Consider the following 23,659-nt stretch of genomic DNA (forward strand, 5'->3'; position numbering starts at 1 on the left):
TCACCTTCGTTAACCCACAAAATTGAGATAGAATGAGTTTTGGTGAGCTTATTGAGCTCTCTCGATATATCATATAAAGCCTATTGAAATGAAGTTGATGGAATATTATTGTTAGTTTTGACCGCTGACGTTGGGGATGTTGTAGTCAGGGAGCAAGTCGTAAATGACGTCTTCGATTAGTGAGTCCAACTTATCCGTACCATCGAGATGCGGCATAGTGATAATGTGCGCAACATTGCCAGAGTTGGCTAAAGAATGTTTTCGCCAAATAGGTTCAGAAGGGCAAGGAAATACAACAGTATTTGAGTTTTTATTGCGCCAAGCATTAATTCCTACCTCTTGGAACCGTTGAACAGTATATTCAGCCATATTCATGCACTGGTTTACTTTACCTTGCCAATCTACAAATGAATGGCTTTTGATTGCAGTCCACATGAATAGGGCACTATGACCATTTCTTGAGCCACTGATGGTTTGGTCGCGTGACGATATATAGTCGACTTCTACCGAAATCTGGTCAACCATATGTCGTTTGGCAAGAACAATGCCGCACGGAATAGGGGATCCAATCATCTTGTGTCCAGAGACGCTGATTGAGTCGATACCATCTTCAAATGAATAAGGGTGTGGCTGCTCTACAAATGGCATGATCATTCCGCTAAGAGCCGCATCTGCGTGAATATAATAATCATTTCTCTCTAACCCTATTGATTCGAGATCTTGTTGAATTCGCTTTATATTATCAGTCGCACCCCGCATCGTAGTTCCAATATTAGCGAATATAATAGGGTTATTCTGTTTGTCTTTTTTGATTTGCTCTACTAAATTTTGATAATCAATTTCTCCACTCGGGAGCGAACGTATTTTCCTTGCAGGTATGTTCAGTAATCGAACTATCTTATCTACCGAGTAATGTGTCTCTTCAGAGTAATAAATGTAAGCTGTCGGAAAAACTTCACGAGCTAAGTAACACGAGAACATGTTTCCTTCAGTACCGCCATTTGAGATATATCCCCAACTATCGTTGTACGGTATTTTGAATAATTGAGAGAAAAAACGCATAACTTCTTTCTCAAATTCGAAGGAGTTTAGTTTGTAATTACTCTCTTCTTGCCAGTCTCCACAATTATTGATGGAAAACTTCATAAACTTTTCTAGTATAGAGTAATCAAAATCTGCTGATTCAGGGTAACCAACATTAAAATATTGGTTTTCCTCACAGTAAAGCCAGAATTCATTAAGCTTACAGAGGTTCTCATTAGATAGCTTCATTACGTTGCCTATTGATCGTTGTCGAAATGGACTAAAGAACATGTGACTATCACGTGCTCTGAACTTATTTAGTTATTTCTAGTTGTCATATTATTTTTGGTTCTTTCTTAATAAAATTAATTATTTCAAAAACTCTTAACTGTGTATTTGTCAAGTCATTTATGTGCATTTTGTTGCCTATCCCACGGTATGATAATGTTTTTGTTTTCTCTGACCTGAAGAGAGCATGTTAAGTGACGTATTTCTCTTATCTAGTTAATAATAAGAAGGTTTTTGTTGTAAATGATTATCGTTTGCAAAATAATGGCTCCTAACAAATGGATTGTCAACAAAGTGAAAGCTGATGAGTGAATTAACACCAATGCAGGCTGCATGTTGGTTTGGAAGAAAAGATAATGGGCAACTAGGCAATGTTGCTTCTCACCTTTACACCGAATTCGATGGCGGAAATATCAATATTGATAAACTCAACTCAGCATTAGTGAGTTTATATCAACGACATGAAATGCTTCGGCTGAAAGTAAACCATTTAGGCGATAGTTCTATTATTGATATTCCTAATCACACTCTTTTAGAAATCGATGATTTCACTCACCTATCGCCCGAAAATCTGGCTAAAGCATTGATCGAAAAAAGACAAAATTGGGCTCATCAAATGCTAGACTTGACGCAAGGTCAAGTTGCAAGATTCTCCGTTAGTTTGTTACCTGATAATGCATTCCGCTTACATATTGATAGCGATATGATTGCTATTGACCCGGATAGTTGTCGAATTTTAATTGAGGATTTAGCGATGCTTTACGACAGTGAAGCTTCCGAAGTTAAGAATAATCTGACGTTTTTTTCTTGGCATGAGATGGCAAAAATTGACCCTATTCTCAAGTCTCAGAGGAAATCAGATCGGGCGTGGTGGAAATCGCAGTTGGATAATATAGCTCCTTCTCCCTCATTACCTTTGTCAGAGCCCAATGTTAATAAGGTTGAAAGTCAGCATTATTCGGCCTGGTTAGATGCTGAACAGCGAACTGCTCTCATCACTCTTGCTCGTCAAAATAATCTGACGCCAGCTAACTTGATGCTTGGCTTGTTTGCCAGAGCATTAGGCAAAGCAACCGGAGATGAAACATTTAGAATCAATGTCCCAACATTTTGGCGACCACCAATCATAGAAGGGACTGAAAGTTTAGTCGGGGATTTCGTCAATTTTGTTGTTCTTAGTGTGGACATGAAAGAGTCTAAGACTCTACTTGAGTTTTGTCATGCGGTCGCAGATAAAATGGGACTCTTACTTAGTCATAGCCGATATGATGGCGTAAGTATGATGAGAGATCTTTCTTTACATCATGGCTCTGCTCAGTTAGCGCCGGTCGTCTTTACTTCTGCGATTGATTTACCTAGTGGGGAGCTATTTTCTCGTCGTGTCCATAAACATTTTGGAAAAATGAACTGGACGATTTCTCAAGGCTCACATGTAGCGCTTGACTCACAAGTTGTGAGTATTGATGGCGGAATAATGATCAATTGGGACGTCCGTCAAGAAGCTTTACCTAAAGAATGGACGTCGGCTATGTTTGAGCATTTTGTCGCTTTAACTAAAAGCGTTCTTTCGACTCCAGATTTACTACTAGTACCATTAGATAACTTGCAGCCTAAATTGGTTTGCCTCTCTCATTTGGCGTCTGAATTGACTGCAATGCAGCGAGCTTACTTGCTAGGCAGAACGACCCAAATGCCTCTTGGTGGCGTTGCAATGCAAGAAACTTTGGAACATCGAGGGACTCTTTCTGTTTCTTCAATTCGTCGTCGGTTATCTACTATGGTGGTTAAGTACCCTTGTTTGAGAACATTTATTGATAGTAAGGCGCTTAAGTTACACGTAAGTCAATGTCCTCAAGTTAATTTGACACATGTGGATTTAAGGCACTTAGAAAAAGATAAGGCTGAGGAAGAGTTAGCTCGTTTTAGATATACATATAGCCACAATGTTTTTGACCTAGATCAGCCATTATGGAATGTTACAACCTTCTCCCTTTCAGAAACAGAGACTTATGTATTTTCTCGCTTTGATGCATTAATTCTCGATGCCCGTTCTATTGCTTCTTTATTAGTGGAGCTATTTGAGGGGCTGGTACCATATATACCCTCTGTTGACTTTGAATCGGACCATGAACACGTGCAAAGTACCCGGATTAAGGATGAAAAGTATTGGCTGAATAAACTGTCTACTGTTGAAAAGTCGATGTGTTTCCCTTGGCATAAACCTCTCGAATCAATACCACATTCCCGATATCAAAGACAGAGTCTGAAAATCGACAAAGAAACTGTAAAAAAATTGGTTCGTATTGCTGGTAAAGAGGGTTTATACAAAAATACTCTGATGATGTCGGCCGCAATGGAGGCGTTGTCCTCCCATGTCTGTAATGGCCAGCTTTGTGTTGCAGTACCTGTATTACCAATGACGAGTGCTAATTATGCAAGTCAGTCAAGTTTTATTGTTACACAGTGGAATGCTTATCAGTATGACTTCCTTCAGCGAGCAAAAACTTTACAGGTAGATACTTTAGAAGGCCTTGATCACTTGGCTTTTTCGGGCGTTGATTTAGCTCGAGTTCTATTTGACCGGTGTGGGCCGGCACCAACTCTTCCAATCGTGATTACTAATGGCTTGTCATGGCCAGTTTTAAATGATGATGCGCCAATGATCCTGCAACGAGGCTTAACGCAAACTCCACAAGTTGCAATGGATATACGTTTTGTTGCAAGCGCGGGAGGTTCAATCATGTTCAGTGTTGATTATGCCAGTGAGGCAGTTACAGATGATTTAGTGAAGACAATATTGGATCGCATTGACATGATTTTTGAGCACATGGTCGAGACTTCTCAATATGTGGTTCAGTCGCATAAGCCATTACCTATTGGTCGGTCTCGAGTTATCGGATTGGCCGATCGAGATCCAAGCGAAAATTGGAACATTGATTTAACTAAGCGAAAGATCTTTGATATTTACTGTCAAGTTATTGGTAAAGAAAAAAATAATTCTGGCAGCGACAGCCTACCTTTCTCTCAATTGGGGCTAAAGCCTAGCCACCTAAAACAGATCAGTATAGATCTGAACAAGGAGTTGCAAGTGGATTTACCAGTAATGCAACTTATTCGTTGCCGAAATGCTGACGATGTAAAAGATCTTGCTTTGCAGCAAGTTGTTGATTTTTAGAGATTAGCTGGTTTGTAAATTTAACGAAAATTTCCAAAAGAAGGTGGTTTGTTAGGGTATATCCTCCCTGAGGTTTAGGTTACCTGACAACCATAATGTTTTAATCTCGTAGCAAGGAGAAAAAGTGAATATAATAATAAAAGATATCATCGGTGTTGGTTTAGGGCCATTTAATCTAGGGTTGGCAGCTCTAGCCTCTCATCACCCTGAACTTGATGTTGAGTTTATCGAACGTAGACAAGGGTTTAATTGGCATAGTGGGATGCTGCTTCCGGGCGCTACATTGCAAGTTCCATTTCTAGCTGACCTTGTCACTATGGCTGATCCAACTCACCCTTTAAGTTATTTAAATTATCTTAAGCAACACGACAGATTATACCAATTTTATTATTACGAAACTTTTCTCGTACCAAGAAGCGAATACAATCATTACTGCCAGTGGGCTGCCGGAAAATTAGAAAACTGTGCTTATGGTGAAACGGTTATAGATGTAAAGTACTTGAAGGATATCGAATGCTTTACGATTAAAAGTCAGTTAAACGATGGGGAAATTAAGACGCGATATAGCCGAGATTTGTCTATTGGTGTCGGTACCGTCCCTTGGTTACCTCAATGGGCAAAAAGTATGAATCATTCTTTGATTCAACATTCCGCTAGGTTTGGTCATATGCGAGAGCAACTGGCTAAGTGTAATAGTGTTACTGTGGTTGGATCTGGTCAAAGTGCCGCGGAGTGTGTACTCAACTTATACCGAGATTTATCTCTTGAACAAATTGAATCCGGGGCAAGGGTTAACTGGGTAACTCGTTCTGCCGGTTTCCATCCAATGGAGGCCTCTAAGTTAGGGCAAGAGTGCTTTACTCCTGCATATATGCATTATTTCCATACTCTTTCGCGTGAAAAGCGTCGCAGTATCGTAGAAGGTCAAGGGCAACTTTACAAAGGGATTAGCGGGTACACTATCGCTGAAATTTTTGATTTGTTATACGAACGCTCTATTGGTGGCCGCTCACCAGGACTTAACTTATATTCAAATAGTCAAGTCGACGAGGTGGCTATGTCCGATAATAACCAGGAGATGGAAATCCAATGTTACCAATCGCAACAAGAACAAACTTTTCATCTCCGTACTGATGCGGTGATTTGTGCCACAGGATATGCTCACCAATGGCCTAAATGGTTGAGTGAGCTAAAAGGTTCAGTATTGGCGATAGATGAACATGGAGACTTAATTGTTGAGAAAGATTTTATAGCTCAACGCTGTGATCAAGGTGTTGGGCGTGTCTTTGTACAAAATCCGGAGATTTTCCAACATGGGGTTGGTGGACCAGATCTTGGTATGGGTGCTTACAGAAACGCTTCTATTATTAACCAAGTTTTAGGTAAGCAAATTTATCGATTGCCAGAAAGTTCAGCATTCCAGAATTATGGAATTCCGGAAACCAAGCAATAGCGTTACTCGAAAGACACAAGGGTATGCATTATTTTAAATGCATACCCTTGCCGTTTTAAGTTGTTTGTCTAAAAATCTATCTACCAAACCTTGGTTTAGACAGCAGTTTCGGTTGATAAGATCCGGATGCATTCAAGCATCATTTGAGGATGTTCTGTTACATAGAAATGCCCGCCTTCGACCACTAAATGATCAACGACTTTACTACACCAAAGTTTCCACTCTTCTACTTCTGAAAAGTTAGCTTCTCTATCTGAACCACCTGAAATCAATAGAGTTGGGATAGGGAGGTCTTCCTTATCATTTGGAAGTGATGTGAAAACATACTGCTCTGTAGCCGTAAAGTCCGCCCTCAAAGCTGGCAGAAATATAGGCCACCACTCTGGACTTTTAGCTAAACTTGGATCACATCCTCCCATCTCGACTAGACTATTAATAAAGGTTTTATCATCGCATTCACCGAGCAACCTTCTCCCTTTGATATGAGGAGCTTGACAACCAGAGATGATCAGCCCTTTGAGAAATAGCCCTTGATTTACTAGTTTTTTACTTGCTTCATACGCCACTTGTGCTCCCATACTATGTCCGACAATAATCGTATCTTCTATCGATTGATTACGGGTTTTTAAAGCCTGGATCATTTCTTCTGCTAATGTGCTGATGTCTACGACTGTTGGGTCGTCTATACGAAATTCTCTACCAGGATAAAGCATTACTGAGATTGCTTCATTTTCAAGGGGTAGTGTACGCCAGTGCCTAAATGCACCACTACCACCACCTGCAAAAGGGCACAAAACATAATGAGTCGCATGATGCAGATTCGAAGAGGCTGCAAGTGTGATTAAAGGGCTCATAACTAAGCTCCTTCAAGAGATGCTGATCGACAATGGTCCATAATAGTAGCGAAAGCTTCAATCGTAGAATAACGGTACAGCATAGATAGCTTGATTAGATATCCTGCTTTATGACAACGTTTGACTACCTCTATTGCGGTGTATGCATCTCCTCCCGACAAAAAGAAATCACTCGATTTATAGAGTTCTATAGGGCCAAGTACGTCATTCCAAATGTTGGCTACTCTATATTCACTCGCAGTGATAATAGGTTTATTTGTACTTTGAGATATTTTCTTTTCTCGGTTCGTCATTCCAGTTAGAGCTTTGTGATCGACTTTACCATTCGCGGTGAGGGGGAAGGTATCAAGAAAAATTATGCGTTTTGGAACCATGTAGTTAGGCAGTTGTTTGTTCAATAAATGCTGAACTTCTTCTGCGTCCAACGGCGCTGTAACTACTGGCGTTTGTTCCGAGTTAGTAACGATGAATGCCGCTAGAGTCTTGTCTTTATTGCCCATAGCGACAGTTACCGCACGTTGCACCCCCGGTATATTATTGAGTGCCACATCGATTTCTCCCAACTCAATTCTGTACCCCCCGACTTTGACTTGCTTGTCTCTTCGACCCAAGAACTCAAGAGTGCCATCTGGCCAATAACATCCCATGTCACCAGTACGGTACCAAGCATGGCCATCAACATGTAAAAACTGTGCTTGCGTTTTCGATTCATCGTTAAAATATCCCAGTGCGATACCGTCACCACCAATCCAAAGTTCACCAGCTACCCAGTCTGGACAATCTCGGCCAAAGTCATCCACAACTCGATATTGTTGTCTAGGTAGAGGGTAGCCATAAGGAATAGATCGCCACTCCATCGGTACTTTCTCTACGTCAAAGACGTTTGACCATATCGATGCTTCGGTGGCTCCTCCCATCGCAATAAACTGGCCATCTACACGATAATGGTGATAACGCTGCGGTAAATCTAATCCAATCCAGTCTCCCGAAAGCATTGCTAAACGGAGTTTTGAGGGAGCTATAGAGTTAAAGCAAGTAGAGTAAGTTAATAACATATCCAATAATGCTGGGACACTGTTCCACATGGTGACATTATGATCCTCAATTGCTTGACACCAAGCACTCGGATCACGTCTTTCAAACTCATTGACCAATACAATAGTACCGCCGGCAGAAAGTAGGCCAAAGATGTCGTATACCGAAAGGTCAAAATGCAGTGCTGAGAGAGCCAGTACTCGATCATTTTTTCCAATTTGATAACGTCGATTGATCGCGAGACATGTATTGAGAGCACCTTGGTGAGAAATCACTACGCCCTTAGGGGTTCCAGTTGAGCCTGACGTGTAGATAATATAAGCAGGTTGGCTTGGCGCGACTTCTTGAGGAGCTCGCATAGACTCACTTTTTATCGCTGTTTGCCAGTCCAAAAAAAAGAAAAAATCATTTGAAGGAAAGTTTTTAATATCTGATTCATTTATAAGAACAACTTTAATTCCAGCACCTTGATAAATATTTTCCCGTCTTTCTTGTGGTTGATCCAGAGAGACAGGGACATAAATAGCCCCAGCATATAATATGCCCAATACAGCCACGATTTGGCCAATGCCTTTATCCATAGTAACAGCAACGCGATCTCCGGGTTTTACTCCAGCTTCGGCTAGTGCACCCGCACAGCGCTCGGCGTAGCTTGCTAAAGTTATATAATCTAATGACTCCTGACCGTGGATAATCGCAAGAGTATTAGGGGAAGATTCTACGTTTTTAAAAAAACGTTGATGGAGTAGTTCTTTACATAGTTCGATGTCTTCTTGTTGATTTATTTTATTGCGTACGGACTTCTGTTTTTTTGGCAATAAAATTGGTAAAGGCTGTGCCCAGTTGACATCTTTTTGGCTGAGTAAGTCTAATAAATCAGTGTAACTATGTAACATATCTTTGATCATGTCTTTCGGGAAAATGGCGTCTTGGCTGTCCCATTGTAAGACGAGTTGATCTTGCTCAATTACAGCATGTAAAGAAAGCCAAGTATTGGCTGATTGACGACATCCCCATATAGCCTTTTTTCTATGGCTTGTGTTTGACAGCTCGCTAGAAAAAGCAATATTAGCTGGGTAACGGTGAGACCCCGAAAGATTAGACAATTTATTAACACACTGAAAAATAGGTACTTTAATGTCATAGTGGGAAGCTTTTTCGAAATTTTTTTGGTTATTCTTAACAAGAGAAAGAAAGTTCTGTTCAAAGCCAGACATACCGACTAACAAAGGTTCGGTAAACTGCCCTATGATGCCTGTGCAATAATCACTTTTGGTAATATCAAATCTCATCATGAGATCTTTTTGATGCCCCCAGAGTGATAAAACAGTCGAAAATATACTAGCAAGAGTTATCTCCGGCGTTACGTTATGATTTTTGCTAGCAGTAACCAACTGCTGCCATTTTCTTTGTGACAGTGTCACATGCCTGCGGGTAATATCTGTTTCATCAAGCTTTTCGGGTTCACAAATTGTGGGAAGATTTGCTGAACTAGGTAGCGTTAGAATATATTCATTCCATCTCGCGGACTCAAGACCGACACTAAGCAACTCATTATGAACTTGTTGATTGTATGCGGTGATAGTCTGTTCTTGATTTAAAAAAGAGAGATCACTTCCCGATAATAACTGAGTAAGCTGCTCAAAAAACAGCGTAACACTTGGGTTATCTACAACAACAGAGTTGAAGCGGACATGAAGCCTGATTATGTTTTCTGGCAATATACTCAACATAATAGAGATTATCGCTTGTGAACGGCTTTTCTTTAACGCAGATCGCGTATCGGCCAATTGTTTATCAATATCTTGTTCTAAGGCATTACTTAAGTCATTAACTGCAAAGGTTTCAATATGAGTTTTGCTAGGAAAATGAAGGTAGAAGTCGTCACTGAGCTTAGCTCCGAGTATTGGGTGATGTTGCATTATTGTTGTGAGACAGCGTTCTAGCCTGTCCCTTGAAATGTTTTCATAATCAAATTCTTGATACGTAAAATTGGCAATCGATTTCTTTTCAGTACGCTGTCTTTGGGTTGATAATTGCCAATTTTGATTGGAGGTTAAAGGTAATTTTCTCTCAGGGAAACCGAAGGAGGGGGTATTTTGATTCATGCTAAATTCTCATAAAAAGCCAAACGGGGGACATATAATGCCCTTAACCAGAAAGGCCAAGGGCAAAATTGACCGGGATTAAAAATCCGCTGTAGCAGATAACATCACTGTACGAGGGGCACCTAACGCAAGGCTAGCGTAATGGGTGGTAGTCCAATACGCTTCATCGGTTACGTTGTTGACCGCAAGACGCCAAATGACACTTTGATCGGAGATGGTAGAGTTATAGCGAGCACCTAGATCAAAAATCGTCTGAGCAGACAGTGATTGAGTGTTTTGTGCATCAATATATTGCTCTGACATATAATTTGCTTGACCAATAAGAGTAATTTCACGCATCGCTGGTAGGTTCCATTCCAGTGCCAACTTAGCTTGAAGATCGGGTAGCTTAGTCGCCTTTTTCCCCTCAGTTGTGACATCTGTTGCTTTAGTGATCTCTGCGTCGGTATAAGCGATACCACCAGTCAGTGTGTAGTCCTCTAACACCGTACCGTAGAACCCCCATTCAATACCTCGATTACGTTGTTCGCCACCAAAAGAGTAAATGTTAGTGTCTGGGTCTTGGTATCCGTTGGGCTTTTTGATCTCAAACAGGCTGAAAGTATGAGCAAAGTCGTTCATGTCGAGCTTTAATCCGGCTTCTGTTTGCTTGGTTTTTTGTGGTTCAAAGGCTTCACCTACGTTAGCGGCCCCTGAGCCTGCTGTTTTTCCGTTTGTTAGGCCTTCGGTATAATTACCGTAAAGAGAAACTGAGTCAGAAACTTTGTACAATGCGGCAATCGCTGGGGTGTAGGTACTTTCCTTAAGCTTGGTGGTAGGGAAAGTATTTCCATTCCAAGTAACACCTGATTCATAATCAATACTCTGGTGACGTAAACCTAATGTGAGTTGGTATTTGCCATCAGCTAAAGATAAGGTATCGGCTACACCGTAGCTGATCTGTGTGGAGTCGACCGGTAATTCATAATAGTTGTCATAGGTGGAACCTTCAGCCCCCCACGCTGGGTTATAGATATTAGGGTTCCAGGATTCAGGATTATTGTTCCCTGTCGGGGAATCATTTTTATCTTCTCTAAAGTAGGTACTATTAAGCACTAAATAATGCTCTATAGGCCCTGTGTCAAAACTGCTACGCACCCCGAACTCACCAGAAGTGCGTTTACTTTCTAGCTTAACGGAACCAAGAGACACCTCAAGGTTTCCGGCGTCGTCGATGATTTTAACTCTTTGTGGCACATTAGAATCAAAATCTGTACGACTGGCACCCACAGCCCCGTAAGCTGTTACGGAATTACTCACATCCAGTTCAGCACGAATCATCATGCCTTTATCTTTACTGTCATTGTATGCCCAACTAGAGCTGAGTAAGGTATCTGACGAGGGGGGAGAGGGGACGTCAACGCCAGAAGCTATGCTTAAACCTCGATTTGCACCGTCAACCCGCTCTGTACTAATGTATAAGTCAGCTTCAACTAAGGCAATATCATTGCGCCAATCAAGGCTCAGCGATGCGAGTTGCGCTTTACGACTTTGACCATCAACTGAAGCATCCCCATCTCTGAATACCCCATTAAAACGAACCCCAAATTGTTCGCTTTCACCAAAACGGCGACCAATATCAATATGACCGCCAAATTGAGAATCCGACATGTAAGTGCCAGTAAAGGATGTAATCGGTGCTTCTTGAGCTCGTTTAGTCACTAAATTGATCGAACCGCCAACGGAACCATTCGGTGGCATACCATTAAGCAAAGAAGCCGGGCCTTTCAGTACATCGATGCGTTGGTACATCTCTGGAGAGCTACGATAGTAAGGAGCGATGCCATATAAACCATTGAACATAACATCGCCAATGTCTGAACTGAAGCCTCGTATCTTAAAGCTTTCTTTGTTTAACCCGGTTTCACCACTGGTAAAAACAGAAGGGTCAGACGCGGATATTACATCGGATATGTCTTGTGCATGTTGGTCTTGAATGTGTTTTTCTGTGTACCCAATTGCATTAAAAGGGGTATCTAGGAAGTCTTTATCACCGAGCATACCCATACTGCTCGCCTTTGAGATTTTTCCTGCCGCATACGCCTCATTGGTTTGGCCGTAAACGGTGATAGATTCGTCAGCCTGCTCTTCAGCATGAGTGATGCTGACGGGCAATGCAGATGCGCTGATCTGAAACGCAACCAAAAGAGCGATACGACTTGGGGTTGGTTTACCACTAAATAATTGTTTTTTATGACAGGTCGCTACCTGATGAGTCATGATTGATTCCTTTTTATCCTATTTTAGGGCTGGCTCACATCCGCACTGGGAGGCAGTGACGGCTTTTTGCTGGACTACGTTGGTCTAGCTTATTGTTTTAAAATCTAGCGCTGATAACCTTTTATAATGTCGTCAATCACAATTTTCAGTGATGTGATGCTGGCAGAAGTGATGTACCAGGCGTCAGCATCGACAAAGATTACTTTGCCGTTTTTCCATGCTTTGGTTTGTCGAAGAAGAGGATTTGCCAAATGTTCCGCATCAATCACCGGCTTACCTTCCATGACCGCTGTGCGATCAATAATGTAAAGAATGTCAGGGTTGGCTTGATTAATAAATTCACTGGAAATCGGCTGGCCATGTAAACTGGCTGCAATTTCAGTACTCGCAGGTTTTACACCCAGTACATCGAAGACAAAACCATATCGAGACTCAATACCAAATGAGCTAAAAGCGCCATTGTTATGCATTACAACTAAGGCTTTTTCTGAGCGTTCGGCAGTCACAGCTTGAACCTCATCGACCTTGGCATCGATTTCAGCCACTTTCTTTTGAGCGAGTTTTTGTTTATTAAAAACTTCACCGAGATCAATAACGTGTTGTTTGATTATGTCGACGTGGTGCCCATGGCTGTTACGGAAATCAATATCAAAGTGTACCGTTGGTGCGAGCTTAGACAGTTCTTCATACTGATTAGCGTGCAGTGGGGTCATCAACACTAGGTCGGGGTTAAGAGCATAGATTTTTTCCATGTTGGGTTGTACGATTGCGCCAAGGTCCGCAATATCTGGAGTGTTTTTATACTTCGCCAAGAAATGGGGGACAAAATCTTTCACCATACCTGCAATAGGTACGTTTAACTGATCTAAGAAATCCACTTCATTCATATCGAGTGCTGCCACTCGCTGAGGTCGATTTAAAATCACAGTTTGACCTAGGTTGTGTTCAATCACGATGGGAGTTTCTAATGGCTGAACGACTTGAGACTGAGTCACTTTCGGCTCACAACCCGTTAAGGTGACAAGAGAGCTGCAGACGAGCGCGACAGCAAGATTTAGGGTGTTCTTAAACATGGGGGGTTTCCTTATGTTGCAATAGGTTGCCAATAAACAGGCGATGAACAGACTTCATAGCTGGCTTCTTGCTCTCATCGTGATGACAAGGAAGTACCCGCCACAAAGGACATTGACCAAAATAGAGACTGTTGTTTTATAATTAAAAAGATGTTCAACCATCAATTGAGCCGCTAAAAACATCACAATAGCTATGGTGCAAGCAACCGGTAAGGTGTGTCTGTATTTTGGAGAACCTGTTATGGAATAAGCAATGTTGGCAATGAAAACTCCCATGAACGCAGTTGGTCCAATTAAGCTAGTAGAGATGGCCACAAGAATTGCGATGACAGCAAAGTATTTAGGGATATAGCGCGCATCGTTAAGCCCTAAAGACATTGCCTGATCTCGCCCTAACCCAATCACGTCTAGCTCGCTCGCCCATTTACTGGCAAAGAGGGCGAGAATGCCCAATACCGTGCCAGCAAATAAAAGTGTGGACGGCTTCGCTCTTTCAAATGAGGTGTAATTTAATCCCTGGAAGATAGAGAACTCTCCAGGACTTATTCTAATTTGGATAAATTGAGCAACCGTTGTCAGCACCATAGTCAGCACAAACCCAATCAATAATACTTGATGCATATCATGTTGAAATCGCTTGAGCACCCAGAATTGAATAACGAATGAATACAACAGAATGAGTACCGCTGACACGACAAAATTACCCACCACACCCAAAATTGCACTACCAGCGGTGCCAAAAAATAATAAGAGTAAAGCTTGCCATGCAAGATAAATGGATTCGTACCCCATAATCGATGGCGTCAAGATGCGATTTCTGGCCAAGGCTTGAAAAATAACAGCAGAGATAGCCACGCAACTCCCCCCGATGATGATCGCGCTGAGTTTAATGAGCCTTCTGGGGATGATGTACTCAAGGTCAAACCCTGAATCAATAAAAATAAAGGCAATGGATAATAGGCTCACGAGTACAACACCCACTCGCAAGTTTAAGTTGTGTGATGTCATGTTTTTGCTCCCTTAAGCAAAAACACCAGAAACATAACTCCCCCTACGGCACTTGCCGTCAAACCTACTGGCACCTCAAACGGAAAAAGCACAACCCGACTAATGACATCGCAAAAAATCAGTAGCGAGGCACCGCCCAATGCAACAATAGGTAAAGTGTTTTTTAGGTGGTCGCCGTATTTTAGCGCCACTAAATTAGGGATAACTAAACCAACAAAATGAATGGCGCCCACCGTCACCACTGTGACAGCAACCGTGATTGAAACGAGGATCAACCCCAATGCGGCGGTCATTGCGTAACTAATACCTAAATTGGACGCTATATCTTCCCCCATCCCCATCACTGTAAATCTATGAGCATAGAGGTAGGTCAGCAGGGTTATAGGCAAGATCAAAAAAATGACTTCATAATGCTCTTGGACCACTTTGGAGAAGTCCCCCATCAACCAGCCAGACATACTTTGTAAAATATTGTTTTGATAGGCGTAAAACTCTGCAAGTGCACTGAGTACACTACCAAACATCAAACCAATCACTGGAACCAACGCAGTATTGCTGAACTTAACCTTACGAATTATAGCGATATAGACTAAGCCAGCGGCAAAGCAAAACAAGACAGCAAAGAGCATACGCTCCAATTTGTCTGATGACGGAAGAATCACGATTGAGACCAAAATACCGAGCTTGGCCGCATCAAGGCTGCCTGTAGTGCCAGGTTCAACAAAACGATTTCTAACGATATGTTGGAGAATAACGCCACACATTGCCAAGCCGGACCCCGTAAGAATAAGAGCAACTAACCTTGGTAGCCTACTGGCTATAATAGGTAACCAAGCTTTCTCATTAAGCGTTGATAATAATGACCACTCGATCTGACTCGCACCAAAGAACAGAGAGATAACACACAAAGTAAAGAACGCCAGAATCATACGGAAAGTCATTTAGAGCTCTCCCAGAAATAGTAGGAGCATTGAGACATATCTAATTTCAGTGAAAAAATAAATAGAATTATCATCAAGAAAATGTCGAATTCTAACAAATGGTAACTATGTTTCTTTTTAATAAAAAATAATGTCACAACTAAACTCTCGAAAATTTTAGAGCTACTACAGATGTAAAATAATTAGGGTCACAGCAGGGCCTCAACGGTTTTAATACATCTTAAACTTAATAAAATTATTAACTTGACTAAAAATACAAATCTAAATGATAATCAATCCTATCACCATTACTTTTAATGTGTAAGCAAATTAACTCATAATATTTAAAAATAAGATCGTCGGCATGGAAATGCCCAAATAAGAATCAGGACTCACATGAACAAAGTCAAAAGAAAACCTAAAATCCTACTGTCAATTAGTGAACATGAAGAAGAAGTATGGATACAGCAACTTCAAGACCCAAGAAGTATCGAGTGGAAAGTAGAAGCTTATACTATTGATATAACTAGTAAAAATGAACAAATCATACAAGCTGTAAAAAAATTGGCTTTAAATGACATGCAGCTAAACCTTCGCTACCGATTCTCGGATGAATTTGAGTTAGAGAAGTGGCACTCAGTGGATAGTGAAGGGTTAACAAAAGTAAATCAGGTAGAAGATGAACAACTATCAGATCAGGTAACAGCGATGAAATTACGCCCTTGGGAGCCAGACTTCCAACCGCCATTTGGGGTGACGATTTTACAGAAAGAGAAAGAAAAATACCTACTAATCTCAACTCATCCTATATTAGACTTATACATTAAAAACAAATCAATCATTAATAACATTAAGTCTAATTATGAGTCTTTAAATACCTTAGGTTTAGAGTCAAGGCTAAGTCCAATAGACTTAGATCTAAATAATTTTGATAGAAATAACAATAAAAACATCGAGCAAATAATATTGTCCGAATTTAGATCTAGCCTCGATGACCCTGAGGTTGAATTAGGTGACGATTTTTTTGAAATGGGTGGCCACTCATTATTAGCAACAAGAATCATTGGCAATTTAATGAATAACCATGATATTGAAATCAACTTTAATGACTTTTTTAAATCACCAAGCGCACAAGCACTCGCGCGCTGCGTATCGCCAACCAATAAGTCATCACAAAATAAACCAGTAGATATCGCTCTTTCACACGATTCACCTTCTATAGGTAGTAAACTACCACTGTCATTTGCACAAAGCTTTTTATGGAACGCTCACCTCGCAACTGGCCAGTCTGCTATCTTCAATTTACCATTTGCAATACGCTTTGGTGCAGAGGTTGATGAGGAAGTCTTTAAACTCGCCTTTTCAGACTTGTTGATTCGTCATACAGGATTAAGAACTCTGTTTAACGACGGATCTCAACAGGTTATTGACGAGAAAGACCTAATACAGTATCCATGGTTTTGGAGCAGCGCAGAAGCAGGTACCTCGAGCCTAGAGTCCGAAGCTTCTTATATCTTTGATTTATCTAAAGAACTGCCACTCCGAATTCGGTTTTTTAAAGATGAAAAAACTAACCAGCAAGTTTTATCTTTCTTAATCCATCATATGATTATTGATGAATGGTCATTAAATAATTTGATGTCTGAACTTTCTGATGCATATTTGGCACGCAGTCAAAATCAAGAGCCTGAGTGGGATAAACCAGCCTATGGTATTCATAATTATGCACTCGCCCAAAAAAATCGGGGGCCAATTGAAGAGGACATCAATTACTGGGTGAACCACTTACGAGGCTCAACTTCAGGTCTTAACTTAACCAGCACAGAACCAGATAAAAATGGGCCAGAAGTAAACCCGATCGAAGCAAATTGGATAGAAATTGACTTAGGTCCAAGCGCGTATCACTCCGTACACTCACTAGCAAGAGAATACAATTCATCGATCTTCAGCGTTGTGTATTCTGCAATAGCACAAGCTCTACATAATGCTGGGAATTTAAAAGACTTAGTGATCGGAACATCTGCATCGGGCCGTGATGATGCGAAATATTTTGATTCAGTAGGGTACTTCACGACCATGGTTGCCCATCGAGTTATATTTGAACCAGATCAATCTTTTGGAAAGTTGATTGAGAATGTAACAATGACCATCAATGATTCAATGCCACATGCAACTGTACCTATTGATATGGTACAACGAGAGCTAGATTTAGATCCAAAAAATGGATTACTGTTCGATGTATATGCTCAAATCCATGCTGACAATGCGCTATATGGTTCTCTACAAACGCCGAATAACATACCGATTCCATACCAACAAATCCTTCCAAACAAGAACAAATCGTTGTTTGGTTTACACTTTGAAATAATGGAAAACGTTATTGGTGATGAACGAACATTGCGCCTAATTGTGACTTATCAAACAGCTCGCTATGACGCAAAGCAAGTTGTAAACATTGGTCAACAAATGAAAGCAACCTTGACTGGGCAAACCGTTCATCAGCAAGATCCAGCCTAAACACCAGAGACAAAATACTTGCTTGAAATCCTCCCAAATCTCGGCGATGGGGGGGGTTAAAATGGAAATTACGATGTCATTAGATAATCAAAAAGTACTACTAGTTGGTGCTGCGACCGGAATTGGTTTATCAACATTAGAAAGTTTACTTCGGGCTGGCGCCAGAGTAATAGTTGCAGACCATAAATTAAAATTGCTCGAGAAAAATACTCAGGCTTTAGCAAAAGAATACCCAAAGCAGTTTGAATGCCACTGGTTAGATTTAGCCGACCAAGTCAAAGTGCTAGAAAGTGTTGATGCTTGGCAACAACAAGGATTATTTAATCATTTAGTTTGCTGTGCAGGGATGTTACATGTCGGTCCTTTACATGAATTACCTATGTCTACGATTAAACAAACTTTTGATGTAAATACTTTTGGTGTACTCGCATTAATGCAAGCCATAGCGAAAACAATGAAAACTCGCGGCTCTGGTAGCATGGTCATAGTTGGCTCAAACGCAGCAAATACACCAAGGCAATCTATTGGTGCATATGGTGCGTCAAAATCTGCTCTACATATGATGGTAAAGTGTATGGGTATTGAACTCGCTCCGTTTGGCATTCGATGTAACATAGTCAGTCCAGGCTCAACAGATACTCCAATGCAAAGACAGCTGTGGACTGAAAGTTATGGTGAAAAAGAAGTAATTGAAGGAGATATAAATCAATTTCGTTTGGGAATACCTCTCGCGAAGCTAGCTCAGCCTGAAGATATTGCCAATGCTATTTTGTTTTTGCTGTCAAAAGCAGCAAGCCATATTACGATGCATGACTTACGAGTTGATGGTGGGGCTACCTTGGACAACTAAATTGAACCAATTGGCAAAAAACTAATAATAAAAATGGATTCAAATAACACGTAACTATAAATACGCCCTAAACCATTATTCAATAAACTAGCCCATTAATGGTTTAATTGTCCTCTTTATTGCCTTATAGTGTGTAGAAAGAGAGTTAGGCACGAAGAGGACATCATGACCACCATCATCGATTCATTGGAACTGGTATGCGAACGCATGCAGCAGGAGCAATCAGATCTCAAAGCGGTAATCAAAGATCGTATGCAGATTAAGGTAACGGATACTGAAGTAGATGGTAGCGTTGATCGCCTTATTTATAATCACTCGCTTAAGAAGAAAGAACTCCAGGAGCTGTTTGGTTTGTCTCGAGTAACGTTTAACTCTCGAATCGATGAAGCAACGGAACTGGGCGTTGTCGGTTCGCCGATAATTCAGGGGCGAACTCATCTATATAACCGCTTTGATGTTGCAAACATGATGGAGTTCATGAACTTTCCTAGGTACAACCAACGCTTTGAGCCTACAGCAGTGGTAGTTGAAAACCATAAAGGTGGTACAGGTAAATCGACAACGACAGTAACGCTGGCTACGGCAGCAGCGCTTGACCTCAACCTTAACGCGAGATGCCTTGTTATTGATCTTGATCCTCAAGGCTCGACGGGACAAAACCTTATTCACCAAGCCAGTGATGACTCTGTTTATATGACGGCAGTAGATATTGCGTTATCTGAATTAGAGCCAGAAGGGGATTTCTCGCACTATCTCAACGACTACAGCTCTGAAGATTTAATTAAAGCGATCCCATTTAAGACTCACTTGCCAAATCTCGATGTGATACCTGCGTTCCCTTCAGATGAACGTTTTGTCGACTGCTATTGGGGACAAGATGGAGCAGGGCAAGAGAAGTTGGTGAGCGTATTGCGCGAGAAAATATTACCTGTACTAAAAAAAGAGTACGATCTCATTTTCATCGATACACCGCCACAGAACTCACCAATTTTGTGGGCAGTGAATGAAGCGGCTGATGCTGTTCTCATTCCTGTCACTCCCCGAGAGTTCGACTTTGCATCAACCAGTAATTATATGGCGACTATGCCAGGCACGTACCGCGCACTGCCGTCACAAGGTGACAACCTTAAATGGGCGAAACTTTTGCCGGTTAACTTTGATGAAAAAAGTGCTCATGAGGTTAAGGTGTTTGATAAATTACTTCGAGCTGCACAAGGTCACTTATTATCGACCGCCATTCGGCACTCAGAAGCGTTTGTTGCAGCAGCAGAAAGTAATAGAACAGTGCTAGACATTCGCAAGTCAGAGCAGGTCTGCAGTGGCAAACAATTTGATTTAGCTATGACATCGGTGAATGCCGTTTATCACCAATTTATAACTGAAATTAAGCAGCTAGCAACGAAAGGGCTATAACATGCAACGACCACAAGATAAGCGCACTGGTTTTAACCAAGGTAATCAACTGGGTAAACGTGCGAAATCCGATAGCCCAAAGAAAATGTTCACCTTCGCCAGTGGTAAAACAGCGACTGCAGAGCGTGTGATAGTGAAAGCCGATGAACTTGAAGTTAAAACTGCGATTCATCCTTTAAACCCACGTAGGCAAGAATCGCTCACACTTGATTCTGTGCGCGATATATTTTCAAGTATTCAGGAAGAGGGTGTACATACCGAAGGTGTCGCGACCAAAGACGAACATGGTGTTTACCAATTACTTGATAGCTCACGTCGCCGCTTCACTTGTGTACTCGCACAAAAAGATCTACCGCTTTGGGTAATCGAGGGGAAGGTTGAACAATCTGATCTCGTAGCTTTTATTCAAACCACTCAGTCGGTCAAGCGTTTGTCTTATCGAGAGCTGGGTGCCGATTACCAAAGCATTATGCAAGAACAGAGCTTCACTAAGCTTGATGAACTCGCCGCATATTTGAATATTGGCCGTGAAACGTGTCGTAAGCGTTTTGCTGCGGCCTCGATTGATCAGCGTTTGATTGAAGCATTTCCAGATTGTGAAGGAATCCCGAACGGTTACTATGCGAAGTTAGCTAAGGTGGAAAAGCAGCTCACGAAAGAAGGTATAACAACGGCTCGCTTTATTAGTTCTCTTAAACTAAAACTTGATTCCGCTGCGAATGTTGAAGACAAGCAAAAACAAGTGTTAGAACAGATTGAAAGTAAAATATTAAAAGGGAATACGAAAGTCACTTGGGAAACTAAATCATTGGCAGAGTTTGATGATAAGAACCAATACGCCAAGGTGTCGCGTAGTAGCGACAAGCGTGGACTTAAGATTGAGCTAAGCCGATTACCGGCTGATGTGTACGACGAAATTGTCAGGTTTATCTCTGATAAAGTACAAAAATAGAGCCTGATAACCCCGCCAATGAGCGGGGTTTTTAATGGGGACAATGGGGGGTGTTTTTCCGTACCTAGTACATAATGCTATGATTCAAAAATGATAATAAGTTTTTGCGATCTAGAAGATGAAAGAAAAAGTAACCTTAAAGCCCATTACTCCCAAAACGATCTACTTTCCAACGGTAGACGAGTTCGCCCACTTTATTGGCTTAGGTATATCCGCTAGAGCCAAAGCGAATACCTTTAAAGAACTATTATCTTCTGATTTAAAAATATCCCCTCGCAGTCTTGATAATTTGGGAAATCAGGGCATCAAAGAGAAAACAGCCCGTAGAGCCAGTTGGCCCATTTTAAGGTTTTTATCTAAGAATGGTTTATTACAGTACTTTAAAGGGCTTCCCAAAGAATTTAGAGCAACTGAAGTGATCTATGCATGGCGTGCACCACTACTCACATTTAATCATGTGAATTCAGATATCAACCTTCAGCCATTACATTCTTTCTTCAATCATCGTAATGAGCTTTATCAACCCATTAAGCATTTTATTGACTCCAGCCCTAAGTTAACTCCAAACAATCAAACTGAGTTGCTAGTATCATTCTACCAACTGGCATTACCTCAAACCTTACTGTCACAAGACGAGCAGAACGAGATACTTCGAATGGTGGCAAGTGATGATATTCTTCGAGAAGAAAACGGTACGAATAGACTTTATATTCAATTCTGGTTTTATGATTTTCACCTATCCCTTATCGCGGCTCTTGATCTAACTCTTCTTACGAACGCTAATCTTATAGATAAATACGAAAGCGGGTTATTTGGTTGTGTATTTAAGCAAAAAGGCCAAACGTACTTAAGTAAGCTTCTAAACCATTTAAAGGATTACGGTGGTTGCAGTGATTATCAACTCGCGCAATCTATTCCTATCGAAAGACATAAGAACCTTGAGCATGCTACGACGATGTTTGAAGCGCAAACCAAGACGTTGAAAGAATGGCGTTCAGGTAAAACACATCCCACACATAAGACATTAAAAATTTTTTTTGAAAACTTAGATTCTGATGCTTACGTATTACCCATCGTTTTAGTCTCTATAGTGTGTATTGGGTTAGATAAGCGATTGAAAGATCCAAAGATGGCATCTTGGAAAGACGAATTTCAAACTACGTTTTCAGCGCAGCGTTATGCTATGTATTTTGAACACTTCAAAAAAACGCTGCCAGAGTTGGCAGCGTTCGAGTAGTTATTTACAAGATTTATTTGCGTGGCGGGTTATTTGTCCGAGCGCCGCCAGATGGGTTACTTGTCCCGTTTTTAGTTGGCCAATTGTTGTTATTGCTCATAGTTCTTCCTCCCAATTGTCAGGGCGTTCGTCCTCACCACGAGACTGCCAATAGGCATCATGTTCCGGGTCTAGTTGCTGAGAACGGTTATCTAAGTCGTCTTGAGTTGGTTGATAACCATCTTTAAATCCAGACATAATGGATTCCTTTCTGTATGTGTAGCGTCATTGCTACGAGATTTAGAATGCATCAAGTTTTAGATCGTGGTTAGGGGGGGCAAGCGCGCAAGTTTTCCATATTGGTGGATTTACCGAATTAGGCGTTCCGATGAGAGATAGGGGCATAAGCCCCTAATGATATTAAACGCCTTTTGTTAACTCGCCCACCGGTACATATAGCGCTTTATCTGAATGCCCCCAGAAACACACCTTTTTGACTTCCCAACCGCAACTTACATAACCTTGATTGGTTAGGTATACCCCTTTGCCCATCGAGTAATTTTCTCGGTGCTCTTCACTTTGTTCTTTATCGTTCAAAAAGGCCGTCGCTTTATGGTTTAAACATGCTTTGCGTAGCTCTGGGAATAAACGGCGCTGATGTTTAGACCAGGCTAAGATTATGGTGTGATTGGTTTTGAATTGGTAATAGTCGCCGTAAGGCTGGCTGTTCTCTTCATCGCATTCCGTAAAGCGCGCCACTATCACTGATTGCGCCCATTCTGGTATGTCTAAAGATTCTCTAAATGTCTTTTCTTCTTGGGAGCGCACAGTTTGTGCGGCCTTTCGCTGTTCTGCTTCTGCTTGTTTTTTTGCTTCTCGTGCTTCTTTAGCTAAACGTACTTTTTTAAACGTGCACTGGCGACCATTCGCCACTTGCTGACGATTAAGTTGATACGACTTCAACAGCTCTACGAGTTCTTTACCTTGTGAGTTAGTTAGATACCAATGGTTCGGCTCTGATTTCTTTAGAGATTCTGAATATTCCAGAATACGAAAGCAGTGATCAGCGAAGCCGGTTTCATTACCTCCACACCCTAAATCAATTCGACATCGGTGCTGATGGCCATCTTCGAACTTTACCGTCACTTCTGTTTTGTCGTAACCGCCTAATGGATTATCCAAAGCTGCTTTAAGTGCGATGGCCTCAAAGATTTCAAACTCAAACTCTTCATCGGTTTGTAGCCTGGAAGATTCAGACCAGTGAATCAAAACTGAAAGCGGCGCAACCTTCATTGTTGTAGAGCCTGACGGATGCAACGGGGATACGTTGCTCGCTTTTGCGGGTTTAGTGCTGTGAGTTTGCAAAGAAAGGGAATGTGACATGGTGTGCTCCTTGGATTGTTAGGGTTTCATCGTCGTTTTCGCCTAACTTCCCGATAGCCCGCACGGTTTTCACTGGCAAAAGCGCGCAGCGTTCATTTCACTTTTTCTAGTGAAGTTCTGCGGGCGGAGGAT

General features: G+C 41.4%; 16 protein-coding genes. 7 read left to right on the forward strand and 9 right to left on the reverse strand.

Annotated elements, in window-relative coordinates; genetic code table 11:
- Nucleotides 1–111: 111 nt before the first annotated feature.
- Entirely contained in the window at nt 112–1,272 is a 1,161-nt protein-coding gene (locus tag ACED48_RS18765) for a histidine decarboxylase (RefSeq protein WP_017055794.1), read from the reverse strand.
- 343 nt (nt 1,273–1,615) lie between these two features.
- Here ACED48_RS18765 and ACED48_RS18770 point away from each other — a divergent pair, with 343 nt between their 5' ends.
- Entirely contained in the window at nt 1,616–4,486 is a 2,871-nt protein-coding gene (locus tag ACED48_RS18770) for a condensation domain-containing protein (protein ID WP_017055795.1), read from the forward strand.
- A 124-nt stretch (nt 4,487–4,610) separates the two neighbouring features.
- Nucleotides 4,611–5,939 carry an anguibactin biosynthesis histamine N-monooxygenase AngU gene (gene angU / locus ACED48_RS18775; protein ID WP_017055796.1) on the forward strand — a complete coding sequence of 443 codons (1,329 nt, stop codon included), beginning with the start codon at nt 4,611–4,613 and terminating at the stop codon, nt 5,937–5,939.
- A gap of 95 nt (nt 5,940–6,034) precedes the next feature.
- On the opposite strand, the gene ACED48_RS18780 is transcribed toward angU, so the two are convergent.
- The 6 genes from ACED48_RS18780 to ACED48_RS18805 form a co-directional block, all read right to left on the reverse strand.
- Nucleotides 6,035–6,793 carry a thioesterase II family protein gene (locus tag ACED48_RS18780; protein WP_017055797.1) on the reverse strand — a complete coding sequence of 253 codons (759 nt, stop codon included), beginning with the start codon at nt 6,791–6,793 and terminating at the stop codon, nt 6,035–6,037.
- A 2-nt stretch (nt 6,794–6,795) separates the two neighbouring features.
- Nucleotides 6,796–9,936, reverse strand: coding sequence for an amino acid adenylation domain-containing protein (locus ACED48_RS18785; protein WP_371692199.1), 3,141 nt, complete (start codon nt 9,934–9,936; stop codon nt 6,796–6,798).
- Nucleotides 9,937–10,014: 78 nt separating this feature from the next.
- On the reverse strand, nt 10,015–12,195 hold the full coding sequence (locus ACED48_RS18790) for a TonB-dependent receptor (protein ID WP_017055759.1): 2,181 nt from the start codon (nt 12,193–12,195) through the stop codon (nt 10,015–10,017).
- Nucleotides 12,196–12,299: 104 nt separating this feature from the next.
- Nucleotides 12,300–13,268 carry a siderophore ABC transporter substrate-binding protein gene (locus tag ACED48_RS18795; protein ID WP_017055760.1) on the reverse strand — a complete coding sequence of 323 codons (969 nt, stop codon included), beginning with the start codon at nt 13,266–13,268 and terminating at the stop codon, nt 12,300–12,302.
- A 54-nt stretch (nt 13,269–13,322) separates the two neighbouring features.
- Entirely contained in the window at nt 13,323–14,276 is a 954-nt protein-coding gene (locus ACED48_RS18800; protein ID WP_017055761.1) for an iron chelate uptake ABC transporter family permease subunit, read from the reverse strand.
- Nucleotides 14,273–15,217 carry an ABC transporter permease gene (locus ACED48_RS18805; protein WP_017055762.1) on the reverse strand — a complete coding sequence of 315 codons (945 nt, stop codon included), beginning with the start codon at nt 15,215–15,217 and terminating at the stop codon, nt 14,273–14,275. The genes ACED48_RS18800 and ACED48_RS18805 overlap by 4 nt, the downstream gene beginning before the upstream one ends.
- A gap of 375 nt (nt 15,218–15,592) precedes the next feature.
- Here ACED48_RS18805 and ACED48_RS18810 point away from each other — a divergent pair, with 375 nt between their 5' ends.
- The 5 genes from ACED48_RS18810 to ACED48_RS18830 all read left to right on the forward strand — a co-directional run bounded on the left by ACED48_RS18810 (nt 15,593) and on the right by ACED48_RS18830 (nt 22,165).
- Nucleotides 15,593–17,713: a condensation domain-containing protein gene (locus tag ACED48_RS18810; protein ID WP_017055763.1), complete on the forward strand. Its 2,121-nt coding sequence runs from the start codon at nt 15,593–15,595 to the stop codon at nt 17,711–17,713.
- A gap of 73 nt (nt 17,714–17,786) precedes the next feature.
- Nucleotides 17,787–18,563: a 2,3-dihydro-2,3-dihydroxybenzoate dehydrogenase gene (locus ACED48_RS18815; protein WP_017055764.1), complete on the forward strand. Its 777-nt coding sequence runs from the start codon at nt 17,787–17,789 to the stop codon at nt 18,561–18,563.
- Between the two features lie 165 nt (nt 18,564–18,728).
- Nucleotides 18,729–19,976 carry a ParA family protein gene (locus tag ACED48_RS18820; protein ID WP_017055765.1) on the forward strand — a complete coding sequence of 416 codons (1,248 nt, stop codon included), beginning with the start codon at nt 18,729–18,731 and terminating at the stop codon, nt 19,974–19,976.
- 1 nt (nt 19,977) lies between these two features.
- Nucleotides 19,978–20,928, forward strand: a complete 951-nt coding sequence (locus ACED48_RS18825; protein ID WP_017055766.1) for a ParB family protein — start codon at nt 19,978–19,980, stop codon at nt 20,926–20,928.
- A 118-nt stretch (nt 20,929–21,046) separates the two neighbouring features.
- The gene (locus ACED48_RS18830; protein ID WP_017055767.1) at nt 21,047–22,165 is read left to right on the forward strand and encodes a hypothetical protein; all 1,119 of its coding nucleotides are present in this window, start codon (nt 21,047–21,049) and stop codon (nt 22,163–22,165) included.
- Nucleotides 22,166–22,261: 96 nt separating this feature from the next.
- Here ACED48_RS18830 and ACED48_RS18835 read toward each other — a convergent pair whose 3' ends face one another.
- Together ACED48_RS18835 and ACED48_RS18840 are read right to left on the reverse strand one after the other, a co-directional pair.
- Nucleotides 22,262–22,402 carry a hypothetical protein gene (locus ACED48_RS18835; RefSeq protein WP_017055768.1) on the reverse strand — a complete coding sequence of 47 codons (141 nt, stop codon included), beginning with the start codon at nt 22,400–22,402 and terminating at the stop codon, nt 22,262–22,264.
- A 162-nt stretch (nt 22,403–22,564) separates the two neighbouring features.
- The gene (locus ACED48_RS18840; RefSeq protein WP_017055769.1) at nt 22,565–23,527 is read right to left on the reverse strand and encodes an LPD25 domain-containing protein; all 963 of its coding nucleotides are present in this window, start codon (nt 23,525–23,527) and stop codon (nt 22,565–22,567) included.
- Nucleotides 23,528–23,659 lie beyond the last annotated feature (132 nt).

This window comes from Vibrio sp. 5S239 (assembly GCF_041439575.1).
Taxonomy (GTDB): Bacteria; Pseudomonadota; Gammaproteobacteria; order Enterobacterales; family Vibrionaceae; genus Vibrio; species Vibrio kanaloae.